The organism is Pedobacter sp. GQ55, assembly GCF_059758925.1.
In genome coordinates, this window is record NZ_JCAXEI010000001.1 from 112437 (window position 1) to 125366 (window position 12930).

11 protein-coding genes are annotated in these 12930 nt (G+C 43.1%); 3 read left to right on the forward strand and 8 right to left on the reverse strand.

The annotated features are described in order from the left end of the window. Positions 1-205: 205 nt before the first annotated feature. From AC6CH7_RS00490 to AC6CH7_RS00525, 8 genes are all read right to left on the reverse strand, one after another. Positions 206-1582: an alginate export family protein gene (locus tag AC6CH7_RS00490; protein WP_498260801.1), complete on the reverse strand. Its 1377-nt coding sequence runs from the start codon at positions 1580-1582 to the stop codon at positions 206-208. Positions 1583-1608: 26 nt separating this feature from the next. Further along, positions 1609-2205 carry an FMN-dependent NADH-azoreductase gene (locus tag AC6CH7_RS00495; protein WP_498260802.1) on the reverse strand — a complete coding sequence of 199 codons (597 nt, stop codon included), beginning with the start codon at positions 2203-2205 and terminating at the stop codon, positions 1609-1611. A 523-nt stretch (positions 2206-2728) separates the two neighbouring features. Continuing rightward, entirely contained in the window at positions 2729-3694 is a 966-nt protein-coding gene (locus tag AC6CH7_RS00500) for an alpha/beta fold hydrolase (protein WP_498260803.1), read from the reverse strand. Between the two features lie 66 nt (positions 3695-3760). Continuing rightward, positions 3761-4171 carry a nuclear transport factor 2 family protein gene (locus AC6CH7_RS00505; RefSeq protein WP_498260804.1) on the reverse strand — a complete coding sequence of 137 codons (411 nt, stop codon included), beginning with the start codon at positions 4169-4171 and terminating at the stop codon, positions 3761-3763. Positions 4172-4192: 21 nt separating this feature from the next. Next, positions 4193-4984 (reverse strand): MBL fold metallo-hydrolase, encoded by a 792-nt coding sequence (locus AC6CH7_RS00510; RefSeq protein WP_498260805.1) that lies wholly within the window; start codon positions 4982-4984, stop codon positions 4193-4195. After that, on the reverse strand, positions 4981-5715 hold the full coding sequence (locus AC6CH7_RS00515; RefSeq protein ID WP_498260806.1) for a YoaK family protein: 735 nt from the start codon (positions 5713-5715) through the stop codon (positions 4981-4983). The genes AC6CH7_RS00510 and AC6CH7_RS00515 overlap by 4 nt, the downstream gene beginning before the upstream one ends. 12 nt (positions 5716-5727) lie before the next feature. Then, positions 5728-6024, reverse strand: a complete 297-nt coding sequence (locus AC6CH7_RS00520) for a putative quinol monooxygenase (protein WP_498260807.1) — start codon at positions 6022-6024, stop codon at positions 5728-5730. Beyond that, positions 6014-6310: a hypothetical protein gene (locus AC6CH7_RS00525; RefSeq protein ID WP_498260808.1), complete on the reverse strand. Its 297-nt coding sequence runs from the start codon at positions 6308-6310 to the stop codon at positions 6014-6016. The genes AC6CH7_RS00520 and AC6CH7_RS00525 overlap by 11 nt, the downstream gene beginning before the upstream one ends. Before the next feature lie 531 nt (positions 6311-6841). On the opposite strand from AC6CH7_RS00525, the gene AC6CH7_RS00530 reads away from it, so the two are divergent. From AC6CH7_RS00530 to AC6CH7_RS00540, 3 genes are all read left to right on the forward strand, one after another. Next, positions 6842-9145 (forward strand): tetratricopeptide repeat-containing sensor histidine kinase, encoded by a 2304-nt coding sequence (locus AC6CH7_RS00530; protein WP_498260809.1) that lies wholly within the window; start codon positions 6842-6844, stop codon positions 9143-9145. 517 nt (positions 9146-9662) lie between these two features. Further along, complete coding sequence (locus AC6CH7_RS00535) at positions 9663-10781, forward strand: sensor histidine kinase (RefSeq protein WP_498260810.1); 1119 nt, start codon at positions 9663-9665, stop codon at positions 10779-10781. A gap of 11 nt (positions 10782-10792) precedes the next feature. Continuing rightward, a complete protein-coding gene (locus AC6CH7_RS00540) occupies positions 10793-12742 on the forward strand; it encodes a sigma 54-interacting transcriptional regulator (protein ID WP_498260811.1) in 1950 nt (649 codons plus the stop codon). Positions 12743-12930 lie beyond the last annotated feature (188 nt).

Here is a 12930-nt window from a genome sequence, read left to right on the forward strand (position 1 = left end):
CATTAACCGATCCGTAGTCAGGGAATATAAAAGTTGTTAAAGCAATTACTTTAATTAGTAATTGCTTTTTTTATATCAACTCATATTTCTGTTCCGGGCTGAGTTTGATCGCTACTGGCATTTTGCAACCCACTGTTCATTTAAGTTGTTGAGCAATATCGTACGCTGCTTAAGCTGGAGGTTAAGCCTAACACCGGTCCCGGGTTTAAAATTTAAAAGATACCTGGACATTGAAATATTTCGAGTCGGCCCAAAGGGGGGTGATGTCCTTTATGAAATCGCCTACGCTGAAATATTGTCCGCCGCAGCTCACCTGCAGATGGTTGTTAAATTGATAATCTGCACTGATAAGGTAGGTGGTGCCAATATAGCGACGATCAGAACCAGATCCAGGAGCGTTAAAGTTACCACTTGGTCGGTAAAGCCCATCTTGTAAGGAGTATCTCCAGTTGAAAGCCAGCTCGCCTTGCACGGTTAGTCTGCCAGTGATGGCTAAGGTCAGATAAGGATGAATATCAATCAGGTTGGATGGACCTATCAATGGATTAAAACCAAAGTATCCTCCTTTAGGATATAATGGATTAAAGGTTTGCAGTTTATCGTCTCCCGGGAGTTTATCCCCGGAAATATAGTCGTTTCGGAGATGAATAGATGGTTTAAACCTGACATCTTTAAAAGTATAACCCAGTTCAATTGCTGCAGTCCAGGCGCTGATATTTCCCTCACCGAACTTCCCAAATTGGTAGGCGGTTTCTAGATTATAAGAGAAGCCTTCGCCGTTTTTAAAATACCGTGCGGCCAGGGTATGTCTGAGTTCATGTTGGTTTCCCTGTTCAAATTTAGCATGCTCTCTGCTTATGCCCAGGTAATACAGATCAAGGCTTTGTGCGTGCTGAAGTTTAACATTCCAGTACGTGCCCCAGAGGTTGGCCTGATGGCCGGTTCGATTATCTAACAGGCCGAACTTGACTTCGTCCGTGGCAAAGACAAAGGCATCCAGGGCAAAATCAGCTGTAATGAACAACAGTTTAGCCCCATTGAAATACTGGCGGGTGGTGTTGCCATCCCGAACGGATATGAGCCTGCCTGAGCCATAATTGATCTCCTGTCGTCCTAGTCTGAGGGATAGCTGGTAAATAGCTCCATTTAGGAATTTGAATTCCCCAAACAGGTTTTGGACATTGAGTTTGTCTTCATCACTCGGGGCAGGGCCGTATTTGCTCCCGTTCTCCAGGGCACTGTTCAACTGCACAAAAAACCTAAGCCTTGAACTTGCATTGATGTCTGCATGGATTGAATAACGCTGGAGTATGGAATAATTGTACCCCTGGTCTTTTATCCAGTCTTCGTCGATCTTTCCACCGAACTCATGCCTAATTTCTCCGCCCAGGCTCAGGTACCTATCCTTTAGGTGATTCAGGGAAATGAATTTTAACCGGTGATAAAGATTTTTAGTGGAATCCTTTAAAATGCTGTAATCCTCATCATACCGCAATAGCTCAAAGCTTTGTGCCGATACCTGTGCCTGGAACAGCGATAGGAAAAAGATGAATACCGTTGTCCATAAAATTCCTGATCGCATATTCTCGAATCGCTTGTTACAATCAGCTAGGCTATACTGTCAATTGCTTTCTCAAGTGCGGTCTCCTGAACACCAGATATAGCAAAGCCTTCTGCGCGGAAAACAGTGACATCCTCAAGTCCTATAAATCCCAGCATGAATCTCAGGTATGGGGTTAGGAAGTCGATGCGCTCATAATCCCCTGAACTATAGATGCCTCCTGTGGTAACTGCCAGGTAGACTTTTTTCCCATGGATTAATCCTTCGGGGCCATGGTCAGTATATTTAAAGGTAATTCCGACCCGGGCAATGTGATCAATCCAGGCCTTAAGGGTAGAGGAGATGCCAAAATTGTACATTGGGGCGCCAATGACAATGACATCGGCATTTATTATTTCAGCTATGGCATGATCTGAATGACTGATGGCGGTTTTATTTTCCTGGGTGTGCTTTTCAGCCGGTGTGAAAAATGCATTCAGGTGCACTTCTTCCAAATGCGGGAATGGTGATTTGGTTAGGTCTTTAACATGGACAGCAGCACCAGGATCTTTTATCCTTAGATGATCAATGATAGCATTGGCAAGTTTAATGCTGTTGGACGCATCGCCCCGAGGGCTGGAAATAATGTGAAGGATGTTGGACATTTTTTTCGTTTTAATAGTTTAACCTTAGTTTTTTTATCAATATTGACGGAGTATAACCCTCTGTTGCTTTATTATAAATTTTGGTTTGGTAATGAATTATCTCTGGTTTTCTCCCGTTAAACTTTGGTAAAACTACGATAGCTTTAACCAGAAATGATAGCATAGGATAGATATCAGTTATCAGAAAAGTGATAGGTATTGAACGATTTCCAGCGAGGTGTTTTCTGTGTATATATGGTTGTAAATTAAATTATTAAGGTGTAGTGTCTGATCTTTAAGATAATGCCAGGTCATTGATGATACAGGTTTCAAATGCCAAGGATTTCTACCGGAAATTTCCCGAAAATGTATTCAGAACTTACAGGATTGATGTAATAGTAACGGGATTAACACACCACTTACCATCATTGATGATCTTGGGTGAAATGCAGCCCGGGAGTGAGCCAGTAAAGTAGAGACAGCCTGTTTCTTAAGCAGGCTGTCGCGTTATAAACCTTAATCACGTTAAGGACCCTAAACATAACTACTTAAGGTTTTTTTTCTGCAAGAAGCTACCCATGAGATGCGCAACCTCCCGAGCGTATTCCTCCAGCAGAAAATGTCCTCCGTCAAATAAGTGTATTTCCGCATTGGGCAGGTCTTTTTTATAGGCCAAGGCACCAGATCCAGGAAATATCTTATCATCCTTACCCCAGGTAATCAATACATGGGGTTTGTATTTGCGGAGATATTCCTGCCATTCCGGGTATTTTGGAAAGTTATTGCCATAGTCTTTGAAAATTACCTTTTGAATTTCTTTTACACCGGGCTCCTTGAAAATAAAGTGATCCATGTAGTAGCTGTCAGGACTTATCCGCTCGGGGTGGGTAGTCCCGTATACATACTGCTCTTTGATGCCTTCCAAAGACATCATATAGGCGGTAGCCGCTTCCAGACCTTTTGTGTCATTTGCTTGGGTCAATGCTCCAATTTCCTGTACAGCAGGTCCCAACCCCTCCATATACATGTTGGCGTTTTGAATGATGATCGAGCTGACCAGTTCGGGCCTTTTTTTGATGATTCTGAAACCAATCGGACCTCCATAATCCTGCAGGTAAAAGTTCAGGGATTTTAGGCCGAGCTGATCAATAAATTTCTCCATGATTATGGCGATATGATCGAAAGAATAAGTGAATATTCTAGGGGACGGCTTACTGCTTAGGCCAAACCCCGGGTAATCAGGTGCGATTAAATGGTAGTGGGAAGCCAGCAACTCCATTAGATTCCGGTACATGTGGGATGATGAGGGAAACCCGTGAAGCAACAGGACAGTTGGTTTTTTAGGATCCCCAGCTTCCCTGTAAAATATTTCTACATCCTCAACCTTTACCTTGCGGTACTGGGTATGCAGAGAATTATGGGATGGATTGGTTTTTTTTGGCGACTGTGCTTGAATGCCACTCACAGAATTAAAAAGGAGTATGGTTAAAATAATATGTAGCTTTTTCATTTTTATGATTTTCGTCTGTAACAGGGTAGGGCTGATTCTTGAAGGTATCCCAGGATATGCTGTGGATTATATCCGGCGTGCTGATTCCAGGATGGGCAGGTCATTGATGCTGGCAAACCGCCGCACCATGAGTCCATTTTCATCGAACTCCCAGTTCTCATTTCCATAAGCTCTGAACCACTGGCCGCTGGCATCATGGAATTCATACTCAAAGCGCACAGCAATCCGATTTTCACTGAATGCCCAGAGCTCTTTTTTTAGCCGGTAATCTAATTCCCGTTCCCATTTAGTAGTCAGAAATTCGATGATCTCTTCACGCCCGTTTAGGAATGTGCTACGGTTACGCCACTCGCTGTCTATGGAATAGGCCTGGGACACCCTGATGGGATCCTGGGAATTCCATGCGTCTTGGGCGAGCTGTACCTTGAGTGTCGCAGATTCAAGGTTGAATGGTGGTAAAGGATGTTTTTGTTCCATATCTATATTTTGTTAGTGTAGCTATTGTTCAAATAAAAGGGTGGACAGCCCGGGTTCCAAGAGTTGCAAACGATGCTCGATACCTAGAATCCGGAAAGCTTCTATTAGGTTATCGTTGTTTTCTGTATAATGCGACCAGCCTTCAGAATGAACGGGAATGATCATCGCTTCCCCAAATGCATTGGCAGTATCGAGCGCGTCATTGGTGCTCATGGTTAAGTTGAATGGCCCGCGTGGCCGTGCAGCCCCCGCAAATATAAAGACGTACTTTGGACGTATATGATTGGAGAGTTCTCTTAATTTATGGTAAAAAACGGTATCACCAGTGATATAAATTTCACCGTGTTCGATGCCGGTAATCATCAAATGGAAACCGATAACCTCGCCCGTGATTCTTTCAATACCTGCAGGGCCGTGCCGGGCAGGAGTAGCTGTTATTTGAATTTTATGGCCTGAAGGCGTATCCAAAGTGTGGTGCTCCCCTTCTGAGAGTCCAATACAGTTTACCTGTAAACGCTCAGCACCGGGTTTTGTGGTGATGGTCACTCCCGCAGTTTTTAATAAATCGCGGCCACCATGATCCAGATTGTCAAAATGCTGGTCGTGACTCAACAACACCACATCAATTGGGTCCGGGGGATGAAATGCTGGTCCGGACAATTTTGATTCTGTCATTTTTTCGTTCAGAACAAAGGCCGTACCCGCAGGATCAAGTGTTGGGTCAGTAATGAATCTCAGGCCTCCTATTTCTAATAGTATGGTAGGCCCCCCAACATAGGTAACGTGGCATTGTAATGGTGTGTGTGTTTTCATCGGGTTTTACTTATGTTATGTTCAAAAGTTGCAGACAGATTTTCTGAATGATTTTGTGTTAAGCGCTCCCAGAAAACTCCTTTAAAGGAGAGGTGCAGCACTGCAATTGATGGCAAAATGATTGCTGTTATTCCTATTAGTTTAGCGCCGGTTGAGCCGGCTAATGCACCGGCTAAGAAGCCCAGGATCACCCAGGAATTGCACTTGAGGCTTTCTAAATCTCTCCTGCCGGAAGCTTCGGTAAACAGGTAGCCGGCCAGGTCCAGAGAAAACTGGGTAACATTACCTGTCATCACCGTAGTGGAACTCTGCAAATACTTACTGTAGAACTTGCCAAAGGCATTTTGCAGTCCCATGGCAAAAACGATCCCCAGCGCCAGCAGATAGTTAAAGGATGGATTATTATCGAAATGGAGCACATTCAGCATCCCCAGCAGGCCGCAGGTGATTAATATCAGTCCCTCGGCATATAAAACAGTGGATGTTTTATCGCAGCGGGAGCGCATGATTCCGCCCGTCATCACGGCCAGAACAAATACCGGAAACACCAGGAGCTTTAACCAGCTGTGCAGATGCGCCCCAAATATCAGGTCCTTGGAGAATTCAATGAAATTGCCAGTCACATGAGCAGAAAAAATATCAAATACAACCACAAATGTTACCGCATCACTAAAGCCGCCGGCAAAAGAAAGACAGACTGAAGCATATACCACCTCTACTGATAATTTCATGCGTCCTGTAGTTTACAGTTGAGTGGTTAAGATCATTTCCCGTTCCTCCAGAAGCGGTACAATCTGGCCCACGACCGATTTTCGAGCATGATCAGTGGATTGATGCCTGTTTTGTGCTTCTGCATCCCTGTACCCTTCGAACACAATGATGGTATTGTGATCCTGATTACAACTGCTGGCTTTAAAAAATGGATTTCCTTCTCCCATTGTACTCTTGGCCGCCACTTTGTTCAACAGCTCGAGTATATGATCAAACTGACCGTTTTTAACCTGCCATTTTGCAAAAACGTAAATAGATTTAATCTTCATTTCTTGGGTCGTTTAATTGTGATTTCAATTCACGGGACCTGACTGCAAACCTGGGGCCGGTGTTTCCCTTTATGTGTGTACTGGTGCTATAGCTACCGAGTGCATTCCGGTCAGCGGGCCGGCTTAGGGTTGATTTCTTGACTTCTAATTGGAGCTGATCACCCATTGCGCACTGGGTAACCATAGGGGGTGGCAAACGGCTATCCCCGAGTTGGGAGAGGCCTGTGTAGATCAGCACCAATACGGCATAACAGGCGAATTTTTTAACCTTGGTATTCATCATCATTTTTTTAATGGTTGTACATAGCTTTAATATCTCAGTATTTACTTGGTACGATACACCATCGGCAGCTGAGTGTCAATTTTACTGGGCCTGCCGGTAATTTGCCCGCTGATGGTTGGGCGTAGTTCAAGCACTTTCCCATTTTTTATTTTACGAATCTCGCCAGGAATGTTCAGCTATTTATATCAATTAAATGATAACTCGCATCAAATAATTGATGCTTTTTCCAGTCATCGCTATGCTGCCGGAGAAATGGCAACCGTTAATCATGAACGATCATCGGGGACGTGCCATACGTCTATTTCGTTATATCAAAATAATGATAACTGTTATGATTATTATTATAACGACTTTTCATTACTTTAGGTCCACGAAACTGGTTTGTTTTATCCAGTAAGCTTTTTAGGGTCGAAAACTCCGTTAAGGAAACAACTGTTCAGGTCCCTGTTTATAGGTTAAGTAGAATTCTAAATGGCTATTGTATTATATTTGCGAATTAATAGCATTGGGAAAAACCAGAATTGAAACAGTTTTATGAAATATGCATTGTTGTGTGCTTTCTTCTTTCAAATAGCTACTCCAATCCTGGCGCAGACCAGTAATCTGGACGAGCTGCCCATGCCGGTATTGCGACAACGACTGGCATTAAGTAAGGAGGATACTACTAAAGTCCAGTTGCAACTTGCATTGGGACATTTAATGTTTCATAAACCCACAAGAGGAGAAAAGGATACTGATTCGGCAATTAATTTTGCAACTCAGGCCGCAGTGCTTAGCCGCGGGCTAAATTATCATTTTGGGATTATTAATGCCATGCTGCTGAGGGCCGAAGCCTTTAATCACCAAAATGAGGGGAAAATGGCTTTGGAAATTGCGAAAAAAGCGCTCAATTTTTCTCAAATGCACAAAAATAGTGACGGAGAAGCCAGAAGTTATCATCTAATCGCCCAATACTATTCCACTTCTGATCCCGTTCAACTTGCCACCAGGATAACTTACATTAACAAGGCTATCGCCATATTTAGAAAGAACGGGAATATTCTGTGGCTCTCTTTTCTGCTGACAGCAAACGCGAACCTGCTTTTTCAAGCGGAAAGAACTACCGAGGGCCTTAGATTACTATTCGAGGCTTTAAACCTGGGAAAGGGCGTAAGCCGCCGAACGGTTGAGGGAATCTACTGGAATATTGGCAGGACATCGTTTAAATTAGGTGATTACGACAATGCCTTGAAATATAATTTATTAGCCCTTAAAACGGCCCACGAGGTAAACGATACGACGCTGCAGGTTTGCGTTATCAACCATCTTGTTGCTTCAACTTATATTAAAAAGCAAGATTATGCCCGGGCCATTCCCTACTCCAAGGAAGTATTGAGAATGGGAAAACTTTACAATGACAGAGGTTTTGTCAATTCAGCATACTCGTCACTCGCATTGGCATACGCCCACACGAATAACATTGCCAAAGCTTTGAGTATGCTCCGTGAAATGAAAAACCTGGCCTCTGGTGAACTGGAAATACTCGCGGTAAATGTGGAGTTTCTTAATACACTGATTTATGCGAAACAGCTTGAATCGGCTGGTGAATATGCACGGGAAATCAAAAAAATGCTTCAAGGAATTTCTCCTGATCACCTGAAAGAACTTATGGATGCTTACAACTCGCTTGCCTCTTACTATTCAGAGAAAGGACAGGTGAAACAGGCTTACCATTACACGGAATTATATGCCACCATGGCCCATAAGCTAAATTACATCGCGGGAATCAGAACTGCCGAATACCGATATTATAAGCTGGTTTCTTTGAAAGGGGATATGAAATCCGCTTTGGACCATTTTCTCAAAGAACAGAAGATTAAGGATTCCATTGATAACATCGCAAAAGCTTACCAGATCTCCTTACTGCATGTCGAAAATGAAACGCTGGAAAAAAACAGGCACATTGACTCCCTCACCCGCAATGCACAGATAAACGACAGCAAACTCAAACGCAATCAACTCATTCAGCAGGTCACTTTTGGCGGATTTGCCATGCTTTTGATTATTACCGGCTTGATTTACAGTCGATATAGACTGAAGCAGCGCAACAATGCATTACTTACCCGACAAAAGGCGGAGATTGATCAGAAAAATACCGACCTTCAACAGCTGGTAATCGACAAAAGCGGGCTTTTAGAAGATAAGGATAGACTGCTGATAGAAAAGGATTTGCTTTTAAAAGAGGTTAACCACAGAGTAAAAAACAATCTGCAGATCGTGATGAACCTGCTGCAGTCGCAGTCTGTGTATATGTCGAATGAAGGCGCACAGCAAGCCATTTTGGAAAGCCAGAACCGGGTGCAGTCGATAGCGCTTATCCATGACCAGTTATATAAGACTGAGCATATTTCCGAAATCAATCTTTCCGCCTATATCAAGGAACTGATTCATTCGTTGAATGGCTCATTAAATCAAAGGATTAATCATATCGACATCGAGTGGGATATTGATGATATAGATATTGACGTTTCACAGGCAATACCTTTAGGTATTATATTAAACGAAACGGTAACCAATGCCCTGAAATACGCATTTCCGGATAGTCAAGCTGGAAAAATTACGATCCTTGTAAAACGAATAGGAACATGGATTGAAATGCAGATCAGTGATAATGGAATCGGCTTGCCTGCGGATTTTAACATTTCAAGTACCAGTACCCTGGGATTAACCCTGTTAAAAGGCCTGACAGGACAGCTAAAAGGAACGTTTTCAGTTAACAATAGTAACGGTTTAACAATCACTATAAAATTCCCTGTTGAGATTCCCGCGGTTGAAGCACAAGTGATTGACAGTTTATAGAAGAGGAACTCCTTAATAAGTAGGAATTAAAATATGAAGGTATACCCAGCAGTTAATTCCCTGATATTGTTATAACAGATTTCCTAAGGCTTGATACTATGTGGAAGGAATTTTAATTCGCTTAGGATATCGGTGTACCGGGTGGGAGGGAATGTGACGATGTATCCATGATCACTGGATTTTACATATGATCGTTGCCCGGTCTGATTATTATAACAAATTAATGATTTATATAATAGCTGTTATAAGTATTATGATGGGACAAGGTGAGGCTGAACAGGTCGCTATTTGTAGCTTTATCCAAATTATTCCCCCGATAATATGGGACACAAAAAAATGGTGAAAAGTACGGATAGATATGCCTGCGCATATGATAGAACTAAGATTATACCCAGTGTTTACGTTCATGATCCGGAACACACCAAGAAGCCATCTCCATCGATTGAGTCAGTAGCAGATAACAGTAGTTTCTACATTATAATGCAGATATTCAGTATATTCGTTAATAAATCCCCCTATGGAAATTAGAGCTCAACTCATTGGCCAAATAAAAATTATGCATGTTGGTTGGGTTTTATTTTTTTTGCTTTTAAGTATGATTAAAACAAATGCACAGGCTGAAAATAGAGGGTACAGCAACAAAGCTTGGCAAGGATCGGGGAGGTTTATTGCTGGTCATCCTAGGGAATTCAGTACACTGCTCGCTAACGATGATGTATACAGTGAAAGGAAGCATTCAAAGGGTGTAAAAATAGCTGATGCCGGCGATTTAAAATTACTTACCCACCAGGGCAAATCACAGCGTCTTAGCGCGTGGGAGGCGAATAAAAATAAATTTTTTTTACTTGCTGCGGGGGCGTTGTTGCTGATCATTATCGTTCTTTTATTGCTGCTTTATAGGACTAAGCTCGACAATAATCGCCTGCTGGAGGCTCAACAGCGGGAACTTGACCAAAGGAAAACACGCATTGAGATGCTAAAGGGAAATCAGGAAAACTTGCTTAAAGAAAAGGAATGGTTAATCAAAGAGGTGCAACACCGGGTAAAAAATAACCTGCAGATGGTCACCAGTTTACTTTATTCGCAATCGGTTTATTTAGAAGATGGTGCTGCCCTAATGGCGATTAAAGACAGCTTGCGCCGCATGCAGGCCATGTCGATAATCCATCAAAAACTTTATCGGGACAACAACACAATGACCATTTCGATGCCCGAATATATCAGTGACCTGGTGAATTATCTTGATGAAAGTTTCGATGCAGATACCCACATCGTTTTTGAACAAAACATAGTGCCGGTGCAGCTGGATGTCTCACAAGTGCTTCCATTAGGGCTGATTTTTACAGAGAGCATCGTAAATGCCATTAAGTATGCGTTCTTAAAGGGCCAGCAGGGGATCGTGAGTCTTTATCTGGGACATGATGGACCGGGACATTTGCTGATTAGAATTGTGGATAATGGGGTTGGCTTACCGGCAGGAGTAAATACCACGGAACATCATTCCCTGGGCTTGGATTTAATTAAAGGGCTGGCCAAGCAACTAAATGGCAGTTTCCGGATTGAAAATAATAACGGGGTACATATCACCATCCGTTTCGCTGTACAGTTACAACCGACGGAGAATATTAATAGTTAGCATAATTGGATATGAATAAAAAGATACTGATCGTTGAAGATGAATTTGTGGTAGCCAATGCGCTGCGTTTAACTTTGGAGCAGGCAGGTTACCTGGTAACGGGCATCGCTGCTACAGCGCAGGAGGCCGATGAGCAGCTGCAGAATGAGAAGCCGGATTTCGTGCTCCTTGATATTCAACTGGAAGGAAAACGGTCCGGCATTGACCTGGCTAAAGCGCTCAATGAGGAGAATATTGCTTTTATTTATTTGTCTGCAAATTCCAGCCAAAAGACGCTTGAAGAAGCAAAAGAGACTGATCCTTACGGGTTTTTGGTCAAACCATTCAGGGAAAAAGATCTTCTTGTCACCCTTGATATCGCCTGGTATCGGCAAAAGAATGCCTTGGAATCCAGACAGCAGCAGGAGGTGCTTTTGCAAAAGCACTTAGCGGAAATTAGTAATGAAAATTCAGATGCCAGGCAGAAACTTTTGAAAGTTGCTCAGGCAATTCGTGTGTTTATACCCTTTGATCTTATCGTTTCAGGCAGTCGTCCGGAAAATGTCAGTCAGTTTACTGATTCCGCCTATTTGCGTATCGGGTTTGATGAATACCAGTATATTGGTGAAAAGGAATTTCTGACCATTACGGGCCTGAAAAGCAACGTCCTTGCAGGGATACTTAAAGATGGTCATAACATGGCCGGTAGCGTTGGTTATGAAGTCTTATTAGACGATACCAGCGTTTTCACCCCCTTGCAAGAGCTATGGCTTACTAGTTTTAAAATGAACTCAACCCTAATGATTTCTGTAGTGACCAGCAACGGATCAAGGGTGTTGTATTGCTTTTATAGCCGTGAGCGAAATGTTTATTCGCAAAAACATGTAACCATATTAAAGCTTTTTAAGAGTTATCTGACTAATGTTACCGAAAAAATGATGCAGTCAGGGCCAGTGTCGCCTGCTGGAAAATCTCTCACTATTGGTGTTGGACCGGCAGAGCCAGCCGCTCGCCAGGAATTCCAGGGCATTATCGGAAAGCATTCCCTTTTACTCGCCGCGTTAGAACTTACCACCCAGGTTGCACCCTACAATACTTCTGTTTTGATACTGGGTGAAAGCGGCACTGGAAAAGAAAAAGTTGCACATGCCATACACGCGCTGTCAGCTAGAAAAAGCGGTCCCTTCATACAAGTTAATTGCGGAGCTATACCAGTGACCCTGATAGAATCAGAGTTGTTTGGTCATGAAAAGGGGTCGTTTACCGGAGCCACAGAAAAAAGAAAAGGGAGGTTTGAACAGGCCGATGGAGGCACCATTTTCCTGGACGAGATCGGAGAACTACCGTTGGACATGCAGGTCAAACTGTTACGGGTTTTACAGGAAAGGGAAATCAATTATGTTGGCAGCAATACCCCCAAAAAAGTAGATGTCCGTATCGTGGCCGCTACCAACCGCAACCTGGAAAAAGAAGTCGCTGAAGGCAATTTCAGGCTTGATCTGTATTATCGGCTGAACGTATTTCCGATAACCTTACCTCCCTTAAGGGAGAGAAAGAGTGATATCGTGGATTTGGTTACTTTCTTTGCCCATAAGTTTTGTAACAATCTAAATAAAGAATACCATGGTATCTCAGCATCTATGATAGATACCATGCTTGCCTACCATTGGCCGGGCAATATTCGTGAACTCGAGAATGTGATGGAGCGGTCGGTTATTCTCAATAGTGAAAACTCCGAATTGGAATTAAAGCAGCACCTAACCGCTGCCACTTCAGACCACCCCGATAAGGGGAATATAGAAACATTGGACGATGTGAAATACATTCAACGGGAAACCGAAAAGGCATATATTCTTTCAGTGCTCAGAAGAACCGAAGGTCGGATCCGTGGGAGTGGTGGCGCAGCGGAATTGTTAAATCTGAAGCCCACGACACTGGAATCAAGAATGAGTAAATTAGGTGTCAAAAAGGAAGATTTTTAGCGAACGGGGTGGAATGATTGTAAAGGTGAATTGTACCTCGGTCTCCAGTAGTCAAATCAATGATAATCCGATATGTCCGCTGTAGAAAAATACGTGTATTGTCCTTGACTCGATGGGCCTGATTGACCGGCGGCAATTCACCTGTCGGAATTTGCCCCTGGACTTTTCCATTTGCCGGGAAAAGGTTG